At 38.6% G+C, this 16,221-nt stretch carries 19 protein-coding genes; 17 read left to right on the top strand and 2 right to left on the bottom strand.

Annotated features, from left to right (window positions below):
- Window positions 1–145 precede the first annotated feature (145 nt).
- The 5 genes from RCG25_RS22610 to RCG25_RS22590 all read left to right on the top strand — a co-directional run bounded on the left by RCG25_RS22610 (window position 146) and on the right by RCG25_RS22590 (window position 5,298).
- Window positions 146–1,189, top strand: a complete 1,044-nt coding sequence (locus tag RCG25_RS22610; protein WP_308081066.1) for a GGDEF domain-containing protein — start codon at window positions 146–148, stop codon at window positions 1,187–1,189.
- A 270-nt stretch (window positions 1,190–1,459) separates the two neighbouring features.
- Window positions 1,460–1,615 carry a hypothetical protein gene (locus RCG25_RS22605; protein ID WP_308081065.1) on the top strand — a complete coding sequence of 52 codons (156 nt, stop codon included), beginning with the start codon at window positions 1,460–1,462 and terminating at the stop codon, window positions 1,613–1,615.
- A 166-nt stretch (window positions 1,616–1,781) separates the two neighbouring features.
- Window positions 1,782–2,789, top strand: coding sequence for a DUF3231 family protein (locus tag RCG25_RS22600; RefSeq protein WP_308081064.1), 1,008 nt, complete (start codon window positions 1,782–1,784; stop codon window positions 2,787–2,789).
- A 352-nt stretch (window positions 2,790–3,141) separates the two neighbouring features.
- A complete protein-coding gene (locus tag RCG25_RS22595) occupies window positions 3,142–3,414 on the top strand; it encodes a hypothetical protein (protein ID WP_308081063.1) in 273 nt (90 codons plus the stop codon).
- A gap of 249 nt (window positions 3,415–3,663) precedes the next feature.
- Window positions 3,664–5,298 carry a M4 family metallopeptidase gene (locus RCG25_RS22590; protein ID WP_308081062.1) on the top strand — a complete coding sequence of 545 codons (1,635 nt, stop codon included), beginning with the start codon at window positions 3,664–3,666 and terminating at the stop codon, window positions 5,296–5,298.
- 407 nt (window positions 5,299–5,705) lie between these two features.
- Here the strand turns inward: RCG25_RS22590 and RCG25_RS22585 are convergent, their stop codons facing one another.
- Entirely contained in the window at window positions 5,706–6,194 is a 489-nt protein-coding gene (locus RCG25_RS22585; RefSeq protein WP_308081061.1) for a nucleoside deaminase, read from the bottom strand.
- 144 nt (window positions 6,195–6,338) lie between these two features.
- Between RCG25_RS22585 and RCG25_RS22580 the strand changes: the two genes are divergently transcribed.
- The 10 genes from RCG25_RS22580 to RCG25_RS22535 all read left to right on the top strand — a co-directional run bounded on the left by RCG25_RS22580 (window position 6,339) and on the right by RCG25_RS22535 (window position 13,861).
- Window positions 6,339–6,905 carry a hypothetical protein gene (locus RCG25_RS22580; protein ID WP_308081060.1) on the top strand — a complete coding sequence of 189 codons (567 nt, stop codon included), beginning with the start codon at window positions 6,339–6,341 and terminating at the stop codon, window positions 6,903–6,905.
- A 132-nt stretch (window positions 6,906–7,037) separates the two neighbouring features.
- The gene (locus RCG25_RS22575; RefSeq protein WP_308081059.1) at window positions 7,038–7,307 is read left to right on the top strand and encodes a hypothetical protein; all 270 of its coding nucleotides are present in this window, start codon (window positions 7,038–7,040) and stop codon (window positions 7,305–7,307) included.
- Between the two features lie 294 nt (window positions 7,308–7,601).
- Window positions 7,602–8,126, top strand: a complete 525-nt coding sequence (locus tag RCG25_RS22570; protein WP_308081058.1) for a sigma-70 family RNA polymerase sigma factor — start codon at window positions 7,602–7,604, stop codon at window positions 8,124–8,126.
- The gene (locus RCG25_RS22565) at window positions 8,119–9,447 is read left to right on the top strand and encodes a DUF4179 domain-containing protein (protein WP_308081057.1); all 1,329 of its coding nucleotides are present in this window, start codon (window positions 8,119–8,121) and stop codon (window positions 9,445–9,447) included. Before RCG25_RS22570 ends, RCG25_RS22565 begins: the two co-directional genes overlap by 8 nt.
- A 294-nt stretch (window positions 9,448–9,741) precedes the next feature.
- A complete protein-coding gene (locus RCG25_RS22560) occupies window positions 9,742–10,434 on the top strand; it encodes an HAD family hydrolase (RefSeq protein ID WP_308081056.1) in 693 nt (230 codons plus the stop codon).
- Window positions 10,415–10,903, top strand: a complete 489-nt coding sequence (locus tag RCG25_RS22555) for a GNAT family N-acetyltransferase (protein ID WP_308081055.1) — start codon at window positions 10,415–10,417, stop codon at window positions 10,901–10,903. Before RCG25_RS22560 ends, RCG25_RS22555 begins: the two co-directional genes overlap by 20 nt.
- A gap of 186 nt (window positions 10,904–11,089) precedes the next feature.
- Window positions 11,090–11,314 (top strand): hypothetical protein, encoded by a 225-nt coding sequence (locus RCG25_RS22550; protein WP_308081054.1) that lies wholly within the window; start codon window positions 11,090–11,092, stop codon window positions 11,312–11,314.
- Between the two features lie 170 nt (window positions 11,315–11,484).
- Complete coding sequence (locus tag RCG25_RS22545; protein ID WP_308081053.1) at window positions 11,485–12,441, top strand: heme-dependent oxidative N-demethylase family protein; 957 nt, start codon at window positions 11,485–11,487, stop codon at window positions 12,439–12,441.
- Window positions 12,438–12,896: a hypothetical protein gene (locus RCG25_RS22540; RefSeq protein ID WP_308081052.1), complete on the top strand. Its 459-nt coding sequence runs from the start codon at window positions 12,438–12,440 to the stop codon at window positions 12,894–12,896. The genes RCG25_RS22545 and RCG25_RS22540 overlap by 4 nt, the downstream gene beginning before the upstream one ends.
- A 14-nt stretch (window positions 12,897–12,910) precedes the next feature.
- Entirely contained in the window at window positions 12,911–13,861 is a 951-nt protein-coding gene (locus RCG25_RS22535; RefSeq protein WP_308081051.1) for a PDR/VanB family oxidoreductase, read from the top strand.
- Between the two features lie 258 nt (window positions 13,862–14,119).
- On the opposite strand, the gene RCG25_RS22530 is transcribed toward RCG25_RS22535, so the two are convergent.
- On the bottom strand, window positions 14,120–14,629 hold the full coding sequence (locus RCG25_RS22530; protein WP_308081050.1) for a DoxX family membrane protein: 510 nt from the start codon (window positions 14,627–14,629) through the stop codon (window positions 14,120–14,122).
- A gap of 237 nt (window positions 14,630–14,866) precedes the next feature.
- On the opposite strand from RCG25_RS22530, the gene RCG25_RS22525 reads away from it, so the two are divergent.
- Entirely contained in the window at window positions 14,867–15,574 is a 708-nt protein-coding gene (locus RCG25_RS22525) for an MBL fold metallo-hydrolase (RefSeq protein WP_308081048.1), read from the top strand.
- A gap of 13 nt (window positions 15,575–15,587) precedes the next feature.
- Entirely contained in the window at window positions 15,588–16,160 is a 573-nt protein-coding gene (locus tag RCG25_RS22520; protein WP_308081047.1) for a TetR/AcrR family transcriptional regulator, read from the top strand.
- Window positions 16,161–16,221: the final 61 nt, after the last annotated feature.

Genomic DNA, 16,221 nt, shown 5'->3' with positions numbered 1-16,221 from the left:
ATCATAGGTCAATAAAGCTATATAATAATGACTAATAATCGTATAGAATAGTTGTATAGAATGAGCATTTTTCGAAAAAATTCTCCGTTTTTTTGCGAGTTATGGCTGGACTAATCAAAAGGATTAGTTGGGGAGATGAAATCCGATGTCAAAACAATATGAATCACTTGGTGATCTTAAGAGAAGTGTATATCTGTGGGTGATCCCATGTATTCTGATTGCCCTCATATTGAATACTATTATTCAAAATGTCGATGCATCGGACAAACTTAGTTTTATTATCAATAACACAATGACTATATGGTTTGCAGTCAGCTGGGTCTTAGTGTATAAAAAAAGGTTTGTGCGATTTAGCGAGTTATCTAATTTAGCGTTAGTAAGTGTCTATCATGTAACAACTTTTTTTGATACCATTTACAATTACATGTTGAAAATTAATGGTTCTTTAGGCGATTTTATTGTCTGGATGCCTATTATTATCATGTTTATTTTTTTAACACTAGGGATTAGAAGAGGACTGTACTACTCTATAGGGATTTTCCTGATTACCTTATTGGGTGGAGTGGTGGTAATAAACAAACTTTCCGCAGAATCCATTGATTCATTAATGCAATTCTATTTTGCTAATGTGGTCTATATTATTGTCCTTTTTTACGCACAACATATGTTTAGGGCCTATGCAAAAATGGAATTGTTTAAAAAACATGCCTATTTAGACTCATTAACTGGAATTGCTAACCGTCATCAGATTGATGAATGGCTGGAGCAAAAATTGAGTGATTCTAGGGAAATGCACATGAGTTTTTCTATTATTTTCTTTGATATTGACTATTTTAAGAAGGTCAATGATCTGTTTGGTCATAAAATTGGTGACTCTGTTTTAGTTGAGTTAGCTGAACTGATAAAAGAAAATCTTTCCCCACGTGACCTTTTGGGTCGTTGGGGAGGAGAAGAATTTATTGTGATCTCCGATGTTTTAGGACATAATGCTGTAGCCCTTGCAGACTACTTAAGAGAAAAAGTGGAAGAGCACGAGTTTCAAGGTGTCGGCCGGTTAACTGCAAGCTTTGGGGTGGCCGAGTCAGAGCTTGAGGATAACATCGATTCGTTATTAAACAGAGCAGATGAAGGTTTGTATCAATCTAAGAATACTGGTAAAAATAAAGTAAGTATATGTAACTATGTATAGAAGCCTCTATTCAAAAAAATAGGGGCTTTTCATTTTATATGGATTTATTATTGATGGAGAGTCTTTGGTACGGGCTTTTGCTAGCTCACTTTTTTTTAATACCCCCATATACTATTTGTATATTGATATAGTTTTAGTTGGATAAACACATGAAGTGTTTGGGGGTGAGTGTTTTGCAAAATAGAAGAAGTAGTGGACCGTTTTCATTTTGTCTATTTAAGGAATATAGATGGTGTGGGCCCGGATGTAGTGGACCAGGTGAACCGATAAATGATGTTGATGCGTGTTGCATGCGCCATGATCGCTGCCTTAGTAGGGGAAGAGACAGCTGTCAATGTGATCGTGAATTTATGGATTGTCTTTATGATAAAAGAAATAGACAGACGGATAAGGGAAGAAAAGCAGCACTTATGTACGACTTTATGAAGGTTAGGAGCTCCTTTACGTGCGGTCCGCAGCGTAGAAACTGGATATAGTTGTAAAAGGTGAACAGCTGTCATAGATAGCTGTTTTTTTACATTTATTTTTTGTAGAATCATAAATTTTCCATCTATTGTGGATACTAATGGAAAATGAAACTGAGGGTATTAACATGGAAGATAAAACTAGGATACATTTGACGGCTGCGGAAATGTCTGGACTGTGGGCGCAATATTTAAACGATACGATTACTGTCTGCATAAATAAATATTTTTTAGAAAAAGTCGAAGATGAAGAAGTCCGTCCAATTATTGAATTTGTCCTGAACTCAGCGGAAGGAAATATTGCTATTATGGAGGGTATCTTTATTAAAGAGTCTTTCCCTATCCCCGTTGGTTTTACAGATCAAGATGTCGATCCCAAAGCGCCAAGGCTCTTTTCAGATACCTTTGTGTTAATGTTTTTAAGACATATGTCTATACTTGCAATGGCAGCAAGCAGTGCAGCGTTGGGTGTTGCAACACGTCCGGATATGGTTGAGCTGCATAAAAGGGTCCTAAAGATTGGAGTCAAGCTTCAGGACCTTACAAGAGACTTAATGCTTAAACAAGGTACCTATATAAGACCACCATACATATCAGTTCCCGATAGAGTGGACTTTATAAAAAAACAGCATTTTTTAGCAGGATTTTTGGGTCATAAGAGACCCTTAACGTCTGTGGAAATTACTCATTTATTTATAAATGTCCAAACGAATGCTATTGGGAAAACACTAATAACAGGGTATGCACAGATTGCACAAAGAAAAGAAGTAAAGCAATATTTAATGAGGGGAATGGAGGTTGCCCAAAAGCATGTCGACATCTTTAGTGATTTTTTAAGAAAAGAGGATTTGCCGATTCCAATGAGTTGGGATTCGGCTTTAACAGATTCGACTATTCCTGCCTTTTCGGATAAATTGATCATGTTTAATGTCGCTGGAATGATTGCTGCTGGGGTAGGAAATTACGGGATGGCCATGGCCGCAAGTCCAAGACGAGATGTTGGTATGAAATATGCCTCCTTAATTCCTGAAATAGCTTTATATGCAGAAGATGGGGCAAATATTTTGATAAAACATGGCTGGATGGAGGAACCTCCACAGGCAGATGACCGAGGGAAAATAATAAAGGGGAAGTAGGCAGATAAAGGACAATTTTCTTGTATACAACTAAATTTTGTCCTTCATAACCCGGATGGGTGCAAATATGCCAATCGAATTAAATTCAATAAAAATTGACTTGAGATAAGCGCAAAATACATGTTTCAAACATACTTTGGTATGGGTGGATCATGTTTAGATCAGGGGCTGTCATTTTGACAGTCCTTTGTTAATGGAGTTGCGGGTGACTAGTGCCCGTTGAACTGAATTTTCGGTGGTTACGGGGCTTAGATACGCGGATAATTAGCAAAATGGTAAATACTAGTAATATAATGTTATAATAAGTGAAACGAAACGTACGCCTACCTTAAAGTAAAAGGAGTGTTGGACAATGAACAACTCTTCCAATGATCTATCTAAAAATGAATCCCGCCAATGTGAAAAAAATGAGGCCAAGCAGGTTTTACTAGATGAAAGAGCCCCTTTTAATGATGCAATCAAACATGGCGATATTGTCCAAGGTTTCCAATCTCCTAAACAAATCACACAATTGCCAAAATGGTACCGGAAGCCTAAAAGAATCTTTGCATCCATCTCTGTGCTTGTTATCATCGGGCTGTTAATCTACCAGATTATCCAATTTATTCTTAATATTGTAGCCTAGTAACTCTCTTTTTTCAGGGCCTTTCCACCTATTTTTAACGGGGTGAGTAATAGACTTCAAAAATATAAACATAATTTTTCCCAATGCCATAAATGAAACAGGTGTTGGGATTTTTACTGTGTAGATGTAATTAACTATTGGTGCCTGACACCGAATCCGCCGCTTTTTTCCCAATTTTGCATTCGTTTTCTCCGTGATATGATAATTTTGAAAATTCTAAACAAATAAAATTATTAGGAGGCTGGGATTATGAAGAAACGTACATCACTTGTTTTGGCATTGGGATTAACTATGGGGACTGTGGTACCTATTACTGCCGCAGCGCAGTCGGTTCCGTACAATGTTACAGTAACGAAGGATGCAAGCCAATTTGGTAAAGATGCTAAAGTAAACTGGAAAAAGGGACAAGCTGTTCCATCCTTCGTTCATGGAAAATTATCTACTAAAGCGTATAAAGACAAAGCTGCAGTAAAGCAATTTTTAAAAGAAAATAAAAGTTTATATAAATTAGATTCCGATAAAGATTTGACATTACTAGATGTTCAGAAGGACGAGCTGGGCAGCACGCATTACAATTTTGTTCAATCAGTACAAGGAGTTCCGGTTGACGGGGCAAAGTTTAAAGTGCATACAGATAAAAATGGAATTGTAACTGCGGTGAATGGAGACGTGTTCCCGGAGGCTTCTTCCTATTTCAAGGGTGCACTGAAAGCTCAGCTTTCTAAGGACGCAGCACTTAACCAGGCTTGGAAATCTATTAAGTTAACTAAAGAAGATACACTAACAAACGCAGAAGCAGGTCCAATGGGTAAGAAATTTGAAGATACAGTTGAAAAAACGGAATTAGTTGTTTATAAAAAAGCAAATGACTTTTATCTTGCCTATAAAACCAATCTTCAATTCATTCAGCCTTACCCTGCAAACTGGGTAGTTTATGTAGATGCTGTGAATGGAAATGTACTAGATTCCTATAATGCTGTTAATGATGCAGGTACAGGGGTTGGCGTTCTTGGTGATACAAAAACACTGAATACCTATTATTCTAGTGGTACTTACTATTTATACGATGTAACTAAACCAATGTCAGGTGTCATTGAAACATATACTGCGAAGAATTTAACACGTTTACCTGGTAGTTATTCTGTTGATGCAGATAATAATTTTAACGCAACATCACAACGTGCAGACGTGGATGCGCACTATTATGCAGGTGTTGTTTACGATTATTATAAAAATACGTTTAATCGTAACAGCTTTGATAACAATGGGGCAACCATTCGTTCAAGTGTTCACTACAGCAGAAATTATAATAATGCCTTCTGGAATGGAGCACAAATGGTTTATGGTGACGGTGATGGGACAACCTTTAGATCATTGTCAGGTGCACTAGATGTCGTAGGACATGAGTTAACACATGCGGTAACAGAAAGAACCGCAGGTCTAGAATATCAATATCAATCTGGAGCATTGAATGAGTCCATTTCCGATACATTTGGAGTATTCATGGACAAAGGTGATTATTTAATCGGTGAGGATGTATACACACCAAATAAAGCAGGCGATGCCCTTCGAAGCCTATCGAATCCTAGCCTTTATGGACAGCCTGAGAATATGAGCGGTTACGTTAACACTACTTCTGATAACGGAGGAGTTCATACAAACAGTGGTATTCCAAACAAAGCGGCTTACTTAACAATTTCAAGCCTTGGTACTTCTGTTGCAGAAAAAATTTATTACCGCGCACTTACTGTGTATCTCACTCCAACGAGTAACTTTAGCAGTGCCCGTGCTGCACTTCTTGCAGCAGCAGCAGATTTATATGGTACAGGCAGTTCACAATATAATGCCGTTGCCTCTGCTTGGTCACAAGTAGGCGTTTACTAGAAATATATTTTAATAGGAGGCTGACTTGCTCGTTGTAGTCAGCCTCCTATTTTTTGCAAAAAAATAGATTGGTGTCAGGCACCAATCCAAAATGGGAAGTTTTAAGAAATGAGTTTCTCGAACTTATTTCCTAATTAAGTTACTTTTATCATAAAGAAAACTTGTGTAGAACTTAGGGGGAAGTTATGTGGAAGTTGTGGAGATTTCTACCGGAAAACGTAAGGCCAACTGATTAAATCTTAGCGAGAGGTTTTTTGCAAAAAAAATAGATTGGTGTCAGGCACCAATCAAATTATGGGAAGTTTTAAGAAATGAGCTCTTCGAACCATTTCCTAATTAAGATACTCTTATCATAAAGAAAACTTGTGTAGAACTTATAGTAAAGTTATGTGGATGTTGTGAAGATTTCAGGAAGGGATTTTACCCTTCAAAACGATTTCCGCCATAAAGGGGGAGTGGGTCTTCAGGATTTGGGATGATTCTTCTGCTAATACTCCGCCAAGGTAATGATGTAATCGTTTCTTAATGTATGTGCTTGAGTCAATAAATTGAGCCATCTCCATATATTTATCCTCTACTGCAAAAACAACGTTACGGATATTTACAAGCACTATAGTGGATAAACACATGATACAAGGTTCCACGGTTGTATATAAAATACATTCACGGGCATGTTTTCGTAAATAGGAAGCACATGCATTCATGGCATTAATTTCTGCATGCTCTAGCTCACTATCCTTGGTATTAATTCTATTTGATCCTCTAGAAATGATAGTGCCATTGTGAACAATAACGGCGCCAATGGGCCGATCTCCGCGTTTCCCCGCTTCTTCTGCTTCCTTTAGGGCTTCCTGCATAAAAAAATGATGGTCGTATTCATGGAAATTAGTAATCAATTAGCTCCCCTGCCTTATTTTATTTCTATAGTTCTAAAATACCAAATACTGAGAAAAAAGTAGAGAGAATTTGAAGGATGTATATAAATTGGATTATTGTGGAACCTAAGTGGAATATATCGTCTAAGGTTGGAGGTACAGCACGTGGATTACAAGCAGCATTGGGAGCGAATAGTTGAAAAAAAGGTGGAGTTACATTCAGCGTATTCTTCTTACTGGAATCAATATTCCGACTTTGGAAACTGGCAGTTCTGGCTGGTACTTGTTTTACTTCTCTTTCCCTTAATCCTGCTGGTATTTACAGTTGATAGGAAGAGGATATTTGAAATATTTTTCTTTGGATACACCGTACATATCCTATGGGCGTATGCGGATATTGCACTTGGACATAGTGGGTTCTTTGTTCATAAATATTTTTTACTTCCAGCTTTACCGAATGCGACAAATGTGACTGCATCAGTATTACCTGTTGGCTTCTTGTTACTTTATCAGTATTGTAACAATCATAAGAAAAACTTCTTTTTTTATACAATTTTATTAAGTGCAGTGTTTGCTTTTGGCTTTGCATCCCTTGAGAGATATCTTGGGTTAGTGGAATTTAAAAAGGGAATGAACCAATTTTATCTTTTCCTCATAGACCTTGTGATCGTGTTTATTGCTTTCTGGGTTACAAAGCTATTGTTAAAAGTAAGGGACCAGGCTAGATTGTAAAAAGAACAGGGTACATGCGGGATTATGGTTTAGCTTTTCCAAAATAAATATGGATAAAAAGGGCAAGCATCTAAGCCTCTCTGTCATTGGAGACATACAATATTCCAATGACAAGCAAGGAGGCGTTCAAAAATGGAAAGACAATATCCACAACAAGGTTACCAGCATGGCCAAGGCGGTTATAATCCAGGCCAAGGCAATCATCATGGCCATGGCACCTATTATCCAGGACAGGGTTATCACCATGGGCACGGTGGATACTATCCAGGACAAGGCTATCATCATGGGCACGGTGGTTACTATCCAGGACATGGCTATCACCATGGGCACGGCACTTACATTCCAGGGCATGGTTATCACCATGGGCATAGCGGCTACTATCCTGGCCACAGAAAATCTTAGAACAAGAATTCTAATCATCAATTGCGGCTCGCCATTTGGCGAGTTTTTTTATGGATTCTTAGTGGATTGGAAGAGGATTTCCAATTTTTGTAGAATTCTCTCCTGAATTTGTAGAATAAGTTGAAATTTTGTAGAATTACTCCTTGATTTTGTAGAATTAATTAAAATTTTGTAGAATTACTTCCCTCTTTTGTAGAATTCCACTCCTTTTTCACTTTTTTTACTAAAATAAAAACTTTTTTCCTCCTCCTTAGTCTAATATTTAAATGTATCAGAACGTGAGGGGGCAAGAGCTTGAGTGCAGATGAACAATTAGTTAAGGCTGCTATTAAAGGGGATGATACAGCTTTTTTAAAGCTGATTCAGACTTATAAGATAGATTTATATAAAACGGCACTTTCATTCTTAAAAAATGAAGATGAGGCGCTAGAGGCCATTCAGGAAGTTACATATCGAGCCTATAAAAGCATGAGCTCAGTCAGAGATATAGCTTATTTCAAAACATGGCTTATTCGGATTATGATTAACTATTGTAATGATCAGGTAAAAAAGAACAAACGGGTAATTTTAGGGGATGATGCATTTATCCATCAAGGGAAAACAGAGAGCCATACTGGAATGGAATTAAAGGATGCCATGTTGGATTTAGATGAGCGTTCTCGAGAAGTACTGACACTAAAATATTTTAATGACATGAAAATAAAGGACATAGCCCATACCATGAAATGTCCAGAAGGAACGGTTAAGACCTGGCTTAATAAAGCCTTAAAGGCACTTCGCAATAAATTAGAAGACAAGGGCGGTGATTTGCATGTATGAAAAGGAAGAAAGCCAACTGACAAACTATAAAAATTCATACGACAATATTGAATCTCCATTGGAGTTGTTAGATGAAGCCATCCTAAATGGATTTATGAAAGCGAAGGCTGAGAAACATAGGAAACCGCTCAAGAAAAGATGGGTCTTTAGCATGGGTTTGGCTGCTATTATTCTCTTAGTTTTTTTCTCCTCTATTCGCCTATCGCCTGCTTTCGCCAATTATATTACTGTGATCCCCGGGATGGAAAAATTGGTCGAGTTGATCCGTAATGACAAAGGGAAGATGCTGGCAGTTGAAAATGACTATTATGAAAAATTAGGCGTTTCGAAAGAAATAAATGGATTAACGGTTACAATTGATGGAGCTATTACAGATGAAAATGGTCTGTTATTATTTTATTCCATAGAATCCGATAACGACACGGAGTTCTACATGGAGGGACCACGGTTACACTATGGAGACGGGAAATCAGTGGATTGGGGTTCAATATCAAGCTCTGCAGGAGAGATCCATACTGATGGTAACGGTAAATCGATTTCTACTGGTACCTTTGAAATTGATTTGAAGCACCCCCTTGAGTCCAAAGAGCTGGTACTAGCAGTGAAAATAAAAAAGGATTCAAAGACTAAAGAGTTTATTCTTCCTTTTCAGCTAAAAAAAGAAATAAAAGAGAAGATAACCTATCAGCTAAACAAAACAGTTACCGTTGAGGGACAAAAAATTACTTTCTTAGATGCAACCATTTATCCACTAAGGGTAGCCGTTCACATCAAAATGGATCCTTCCAACACAAAAAAGATATTAAATTTTGATGATTTACGGTTGGTTGATGAAAATGGGGAAGTATGGAATAAAATTGCCAATGGAGTGTCAGCGAGTAAAATTTCTGATGATGAATCCATCATTTACTTGCAGAGTAATTACTTCCGAGAGCCAAAAGAATTGTATCTAGCTTTGAATAAAATTCAGGCAGTTAATAAAGAAGAGGCCATGGTTGTGATTGATACGCAGACGAAACAAATTCTCAAACAGCCAAAAGAGAATATTTTCAGCGATTTAATAGTAGATGGCGACCAAGTCGTGATAACTATGCAAACAAAGAATGAGTTTCACTATACTCCGTTCGGTGAAGCAAAAGACAGGAAGGGAAATGTAGTCGAGGTCCCTGAAACATCGATGTCATCTAGAGGAGGAGATGAACGAGTAATCGAGTTTGGGCTCCGAATTCCTGAGTTACAAAAAGTTATAAATCCAATCTCCCTTGAACTTAGCTTCTTCCCTTCATGGATTAAGGGAGAATCGAAAATACAAATAAAATAGGCTTCAACACAAAAAGAGCATATACGCTCTTTTTTTTGCTGAAAGGAAAAAGGAATATTATGTTAATACAAGAAGAGCGATCGACTGAATAAAAAGGGGTGTCATCATGTTCCAGGAGAGTGTAACACTAAGTAATGAATAGTTAGAAAGAATGGATGACAGGCCCAAGAGTCTTACTAGTAATGGAAGGAATTACTGGACTCGTTCTATTAGGACTTGCTATAAACCTTACATTTGCTACACATTGAAACTTTTTTTAATTTTTTACGTTTAACACTAGAGAGGTGATTGCTAATGAAAGCAGTAGTATTTGATTTTGATGGATTGATTGTTGATACGGAGACAGTTTGGTACGAGACTTTTAAAGAGGTTTTAAATAACCATGGGTTAGAATTATCGGTCGAACAGTTTGCAAGAGTGATAGGAACCGATGATGCGGACTTATATTCTTATATTGAGAAAAACCTTCCTTCACCAGTAGAATCCGTTGTCATAAAAGATGAAGCCCATGAGCTTTTTACTGTAAAAATGGGTGAGCCTGCTTTGAGGGACGGAGTAGTGGATTATTTAATGGAGGCCAAGGAATTAGGTTTGAAAATTGGCTTAGCATCAAGCTCGAGCCGAGAGTGGGTTGAGAGCTACTTAAAAAAGCTGACTATTTTTCCGTATTTTGATGTGATTCGAACGAGGGATGATGTGTCTAGGGTTAAACCGGATCCTGAATTATATGTAAAAGCGGTTGAAGCATTAGGTGTTGCTGTGACGGATGCGTTTGCTTTTGAAGATTCTTTAAATGGACTAAAAGCGGCTAGAGCGGCTGGATTAAACTGCGTAGTTGTCCCTAATTCTGTTACAGCCCATTTAGAGTTCACAGGTTATTGCCTAAAATTATCTTCAATGGGAGACTTACGCTTAAAGCACGTATTGAATCTGATTAATCAAAAAGAAGTAGAAAAGGGGGATGCACTTGAACGAATATCAAATTAGACCTGGCGTAAAAGAAGATGAAGAATTCCTTTGGGAAATGTTATACCAAGCCATTTTTATTCCCGAAGGAGAACCTCGACCTTCGAGAGATATTTTGAGGGAACCACATATCGCTCAAGCCATGGAAGGCTGGGGACGTGAGGGGGACTCCGCATTGATTGCGATGGATTCCGACCATACTCCCATTGGTGCAGTATGGGTTCGCTTATTTAATGACACGAATAAGACCTATGGCTATGTGGATGAAAAAACTCCTTTATTAGGAATGGCCCTTCTTCCTGAGCACAGAGGAAAAGGAATCGGCAAAGCGCTTCTCGGAGAGATGCTAAAAGTAACTAGAGAATCAGGATTTAGCGCGGTCTCTTTAAGCGTAGACCCCAACAATCCGGCTCTTCACCTCTATCAAAAGTTTGGCTTTAAACAGATAGGTGTAGACGGAACATCATGGGATATGGTAGTAAAGTTTTAAAATAATCGGTGTCAGGAACCATGTGAAATTTTCACATGGTTCCTGACACCTTTTTATTTTTATATTGGGCTTTTGAATGTTAGAAATATGCAATATAATGGGAGTAAGGATGTTCACGGAATTGTCAAAAATACATAGTGGTTTGTATTCCAATAGAGGAAAACTAATTTTAAGGAGGAAACAAATGTGATTAGAGCGGCAGTAGCGGGAGTAATTGGTTTTGTTTTAATTTTTATTGAGTCGATGATCGTGATGAAGTTAAAAGGGTATGAAACCATTGAATTTGGCGGCTTAGCCCCTTTTATTAACGTTTGGGCAATGAATTTCTTTTTTGTCTTTGCTATCCTTACACAAGTAACGAACTGGTACGAGAACAAAGTAAATGTTGAAAGTGAAGAACAGCAATATTAATACAAAAAGCGTCTCATTCAGGAATATCGTGAACGAGGCGCTTTTATTTTTTTTTAGCTGTTTCAAATAATTAATTTAATAGTTTCTGAGCTTTCAATTTTACCTATTCCCTTTTATGGTCCATTTTTATTAAAATGAAAATAAAGAATTTTCAGTAAAGGGATGGTTTTATGAAGCAGAGTGATGGTTTGGATTCATTTCCATATCCATTTAAAGAAGATGTATATCGCTATTCTAATAACTCAGTACCAATGAATCATCCGATTAGTATTGAGATTACCCAAAGTTATCCAGAGGAAATCGAGCTTAAGCGTGAACTTCTTACAGCCCACCCTGAACGTTGTTTTCAATCCCTGCGGCATACGATAAAAGGTCAGTGGGAAATCCTAGATTTAGTGATGGAGCATCTAGGAACCCATTATCCAGACAAATTTGGATTAGATAAAAAAGGTGATAACTGGACGTTTACTAATCACCTTTTACAAGAAAAGCAAAGCTTCATTTTTGGAGATGAGTCCACTTTACCATGTGAGCCGCTTAACTATATTGGCAGACATGTCCAAGAAGACTTGATCTTTATGATGCAGCGAGATAACGATTTATTTCTAGATGCTGGCCAGCTCTGTTTCCCTGCCAATTGGTCTTTGGCCTTCGATTTGGGAATGAACTTTAAAGAGATTCATCAGCCGATCCCGGGCTTTAAAGACGAAGAACTTGATGAACGGATTCTTCAATTCTTACTGAAGCTGGAACCAGGGAATCCATGGTGGCGTAAAAACTGGTCCTTAATGGCTGGGAACCGACTAGATACCTCCCTTGAAACCTTTGATGTTTGGGGAAAGGGGAGAAAACAAGTTACAAAGGAAAATGCAGGGGAGTTTGTTCATCTCCGTGTGGAGGTCCAGAAATTATTCCGTTTGCCTCGAACAGGAGGAATTCTTTTTACCATCCATACCCACCTACTTCCTTTGGAAAAATTAGAAGCTAAACCTGAATGGCTAAATCAGTTCTATCAAATCCTTCAGGAATTGCCGCCTTATATAGTCGAGTATAAAGGGCTCTCCCTATTCAGGGGTGCAGTCCTAGAGTATTTAAGAGAACAGGTGGAAAGTAGGAAAGCTTTGTGAGCGGGAATATAACACTTGTACCTGGAAAGCGCCACTATTTATTTTGTGCGGATGAAGAGGGCATAAAGTTGTTACAGCCATTGATAGATGTTGTTAAAGATGGAAATATAAGCTACGAGATTCAGATAGTTAAAGATAATTGGAATCCCATCCTTTCTTCAGAATGGCTCAGAGTGCAGAAAATGGGGAGCTTCCTCTATGCCACAGCAGAGTGGAATGTTTTAAAAAAATTGAAACAGCTGGCTGAGGATGCGGGATTTTCGGAAGAGGAGGCACAGTATATAGGCTATGGAAAAGAGCAGATTAAGGTTTTTTGCTGCAGGTGTCATGGAATCTCTGTTTTGGAAAAGGGCCAGCCTGAACGAAACTGTGATCATTGTGGGTTATTACTGGAGGTTTCTGATCATTACTCTCAACTTCGCGATGCCTTTCTTGGGTATGTCGCGAAACTATGAAAGAAGAGGCTGTTATGCTTAAAGAAAAAACAATTCCTGTCTATGTGAAATCCATCATTCAAGAAACCCCACAGGTGAAACGTTTTACACTGGCCCCAGTGGAAGAGACTTCGTTACCAGCCTTTAGTGCAGGTTCACATATAACTACATATATCGATGGAAAGGAAAGAAATTATTCGTTAACAAATCATCCAGATACAATGGACAGCTATCAGATTGCCATCCGCTTAAGTGAAACCTCCACTGGAGGCTCACTTTATTGGCATCACGAGGTAAAAGTAGGGGATACGGTTAGGGTCAGTTATCCTAGGAACCATTTTCCATTAAGCTTTAAGGCAAAGCATCATGTGTTTTATGCAGCAGGAATTGGTGTAACGCCCTTTATTTCTATGATGCTGGAGCTAAAGGATCAAGGGTCTTCGTTTGAACTGCACTATGCAGCAAGATCAAAAGAGCTTTGCGCCTTTTATGATTTTTTACAGGCTAATTTCCCACATCAATCTCATTTTTATTTTTCAAAAGGAAATGAGGCGAAGCGACTGCAGGAAACCACACTTTTGGAGCATCGAATTGGAACACATGTCTATTTCTGTGGGCCGGATTCATTTATGACAGACTTAACAGAAGCAGCGGTTCGATTTGATTATCCGAGGTCGAGCATCCATCATGAACGGTTTGCACCACCCCGACCTAAGAATGCCGCATCCTTTCAAGCTCAACTCACTCGTGGAGAAGTGATTCATGTTGAAAAAGACCAGACATTTTTGGATGCCTTGTTAGAAGCAGGAATTCAAGCACCCTTTTCTTGTCGGGTGGGACGCTGCGGAACCTGCGAATTGAAAGTTTTTGATGGTATAGTCGATCATTATGATTCTTTTTTAAGTGAAGAACAAAAGAGTGCCCAAAATGTGATATTGACCTGTGTATCAAGAGCTAAATCAGGAAAATTAGTGATAGATTTTTAAATGAAGACTGTGTAAAAGAAGAGTGTAGATTTTTACACCCTGTTGATTGGAGCGGAAGGCACGAAGACTCCTGTGGGAGTATGGTTCAGGGGAGACCCCGCAGGCGCAAGCGCCGAGGAGGCTCGCCGAAACACCCACGGAAAGCGAAGTGCCTGGAGCGGAAATCAACAGGCAATTTTAACAAAGCCTAAATGGAAATACACAAAAAGGACACTTTCGTTCATAGTGTCCTTTTTGTGTATTTAGAAATATAATTTGTTAAACCGTTGCTTTAACAGTTTTATTACCTTTAAAAACAGTTTTGCGAATAAATGGAATTACCCAGCGGTCAAGACCGATGCGGCCTGCATTGTAACCAGAAAATAAGATGATCGCTCCAATGAAAAGGTCTGTTGGAATATGAGATACAGTTCCAGCTAAGAAGAAAGAGAAATTCATCACAAGACCAAAGAACATAGCAGCAGTTGTTAAGCATCCAAGAAGAAGTCCAAGACCTATTAAAAATTCACCGAGTGGAACAATTGTATTAAAGATATCAACGTTTGGAAGAGCAAAATGTTTTAAGAAGTCCACATACCATCCATAAACCAAAGCGCCATCTGGTCCTTTTACCGGATTAGCAATCGCTCCCTTTAAATAACCAGAAGCATCAAAACCGTCGGCTAACTTGTGGAAACCAGCTGTTATCCAAGAGTAACCGATATATAAGCGAAGAACTGTCAAAATTCCTGCAGCAACTTTGTTTTCTCTTAACCAATTTACTAGCATGTGAAACACTCCTTGTTAATAAGTTTTATATATTAAGTACATTGTTAATATATCATATTTGTTTCGAATTAAGGGTAATTTGTTCAGTCTTTCACATATTTGTAATAAAGTTTTGAACACTTTTTTAACAACTTTATAGATGAAATATTTTTTCCAAAAAAATGAAAAACCTATTGATAAAACTAATAATATTAGTTAAAATAAAACTAATGATATTAGTTAAAAGGGGATGGCGAAATGAGAATTATTAAAAACGGATACCTGTATCAAGTTACGTTTATGGCCAATTTTTTTCCAGTCAATTGCTATTTAGTGGAGGAAGAGGAAGGATTAACGTTGATTGATGCGGCACTTGGTTTCTGTGCAAAGGGGATTCTTCAGGCTGCTGAGAAAATCGGGAAACCCATTACAAAGATTATATTGACGCATGCACATGAGGACCATGTCGGAGCATTGGATGCAATTAAAGAAAGGCTGGCTGAGGTACCGGTTTATATCTCCATACGCGATCATCGATTAATGAATGGCGACCGCACGCTTGATTCACACGAAGAAGCCACACCGATAAAAGGTGGAGTTCCAAAGAAGTTGAAGACAAGAGCAAATGTATTATTGAAGGAAGGGGACCTGATTGGGTCACTTACAGCAATCGAAACTCCAGGCCATACACCGGGATCTTTATCTTTTTTAGACTTACGGACTAAGGCAGTAATTGCAGGGGATGCTTTCCAAACAAGAGGTGGAGTGGCAGTGGCAGGAGATATAAAACCATTGTTCCCATTCCCTGCCTTTGGTACATGGAGTAAGCGGACGGCACTTGCCAGTGCAAAGAAATTAGTGAGTTACGAACCAACTCTTCTTGCAGTTGGGCACGGAGAAATGGTAGAAAATCCTGTACCAGTTATGGAACGGGCCATTCAACATTTAGAGCAGAAGATCGGATAGGAGAGCAGATACGATGTCACCAAGACCAAAAGTAGCACTGGACTTAACAACGATACTTGAAGCAGCAGGGAAGCTGGCGGATCAACAGGGAATGCAAGAGGTTACACTTGCAAACCTGGCTAAAAAGCTAAATATCCGCCCTCCTTCCTTATATAATCACTTTGAGGGTTTACCGGGCCTTAGGAAGCAATTAGCCATTTATGGCATTGACCGGCTGTATGCGGAAATGGCTCATGCGGCGATTGGGGTGTCAGGCACCGAAGCGGTACTAGCCATGAGCCAGGCATATGTAAATTTTGCGCGGATGCACCCTGGCGTTTATGAGGCAACCCTACTCGCACCTGATCCAGAAGATGTGGAGGTGCAGCAAGCAGGAGCAAAAATAGTGGAGCTTTCAGTAAGGGTATTAAGTGCCTATCGTTTAGAGGAAGATCGGGCTTTGCATGCCGTAAGAGGATTGCGCAGTATTTTACATGGTTTTTCTTCCCTAGAGCAAAAAGGTGGATTTAAACTTTCTTTGGATTTGGATGAAAGCTTGTTAATGATTATTCAAGCATTTCTTGCCGGAATGGAAAAAGGTTCCTAAATGGATAGTGATAGGACAGCCCAGTATCCTCTGTTATAATAGGATTAACATTAGAATGGAA

This window comes from Neobacillus sp. PS2-9, assembly GCF_030915525.1.
Classification (GTDB): domain Bacteria; phylum Bacillota; class Bacilli; order Bacillales; family Cytobacillaceae; genus Neobacillus.
Note: the sequence above shows the minus strand (reverse complement) of the source record. Positions and strands in the feature narration are given on the sequence as shown.

What these genes read in the sequence shown, in the direction of transcription:
- RCG25_RS22610 (WP_308081066.1), top strand. Translation starts at nt 146, where the DNA reads ATGTCAAAACAATATGAATCACTTGGTGATCTTAAGAGAAGTGTATAT.
- RCG25_RS22605 (WP_308081065.1), top strand. Translation starts at nt 1,460, where the DNA reads ATGATGTTGATGCGTGTTGCATGCGCCATGATCGCTGCCTTAGTAGGG.
- RCG25_RS22600 (WP_308081064.1), top strand. Translation starts at nt 1,782, where the DNA reads ATGGAAGATAAAACTAGGATACATTTGACGGCTGCGGAAATGTCTGGA.
- RCG25_RS22595 (WP_308081063.1), top strand. Translation starts at nt 3,142, where the DNA reads ATGAACAACTCTTCCAATGATCTATCTAAAAATGAATCCCGCCAATGT.
- RCG25_RS22590 (WP_308081062.1), top strand. Translation starts at nt 3,664, where the DNA reads ATGAAGAAACGTACATCACTTGTTTTGGCATTGGGATTAACTATGGGG.
- RCG25_RS22575 (WP_308081059.1), top strand. Translation starts at nt 7,038, where the DNA reads ATGGAAAGACAATATCCACAACAAGGTTACCAGCATGGCCAAGGCGGT.
- RCG25_RS22565 (WP_308081057.1), top strand. Translation starts at nt 8,119, where the DNA reads ATGTATGAAAAGGAAGAAAGCCAACTGACAAACTATAAAAATTCATAC.
- RCG25_RS22560 (WP_308081056.1), top strand. Translation starts at nt 9,742, where the DNA reads ATGAAAGCAGTAGTATTTGATTTTGATGGATTGATTGTTGATACGGAG.
- RCG25_RS22545 (WP_308081053.1), top strand. Translation starts at nt 11,485, where the DNA reads ATGAAGCAGAGTGATGGTTTGGATTCATTTCCATATCCATTTAAAGAA.
- RCG25_RS22535 (WP_308081051.1), top strand. Translation starts at nt 12,911, where the DNA reads ATGCTTAAAGAAAAAACAATTCCTGTCTATGTGAAATCCATCATTCAA.
- RCG25_RS22530 (WP_308081050.1), bottom strand. Translation starts at nt 14,629, where the DNA reads ATGCTAGTAAATTGGTTAAGAGAAAACAAAGTTGCTGCAGGAATTTTG.
- RCG25_RS22525 (WP_308081048.1), top strand. Translation starts at nt 14,867, where the DNA reads ATGAGAATTATTAAAAACGGATACCTGTATCAAGTTACGTTTATGGCC.
- RCG25_RS22520 (WP_308081047.1), top strand. Translation starts at nt 15,588, where the DNA reads ATGTCACCAAGACCAAAAGTAGCACTGGACTTAACAACGATACTTGAA.